1 protein-coding gene is annotated in these 472 nt (G+C 63.8%); it reads left to right on the forward strand.

Annotated elements, in window-relative coordinates; genetic code table 11:
- The coding region (locus tag ABKW30_RS29270) for a BadF/BadG/BcrA/BcrD ATPase family protein (RefSeq protein ID WP_348602487.1) at window positions 1–472 on the forward strand (472 nt) is incomplete at both ends.

Consider the following 472-nt stretch of genomic DNA (forward strand, 5'->3'; position numbering starts at 1 on the left):
CCGTCATATTGGTCCTCAACGATTCGGAACTGCTACTGCCCGCAGCTGGCAAGGATGTCGGCATCTCGGTGATCTGCGGGACAGGCTCTATCGCCGTTGCACGGAGCCATGACAGGCGGATGATCGCCGCCGGCGGTTGGGGATGGTATCTCGGCGACGAAGGCAGCGCAGCCGGTCTGGTACGAGAGGCCGCCCGTGCGGTGCGCAGGTCGCTCGATGCTGGCAAACCTATGGAGCAGCTTGGCCGCAGCCTGCTTCAGGCACTTGGCATCGACGATCCGGTTGAACTCGGACGCGCGCTGGGCGATCAGGGAAGTGCCGCCAAGATCGGCAGTTTCGTTCCCTTGGTCTTTCAGGCCGCCGATGCCGGGTCACCACTCGCCCTCGATGTCATAGCGCAGGGCGGCAACGCACTCGTGGCATTGGTTTCGCGCCTGATCAATCGCGGCGCGCCTGGAAAGGACATCGTCAC

The organism is Phyllobacterium sp. SB3, from assembly GCF_040009165.1.
Taxonomy (GTDB): domain Bacteria; phylum Pseudomonadota; class Alphaproteobacteria; order Rhizobiales; family Rhizobiaceae; genus Phyllobacterium.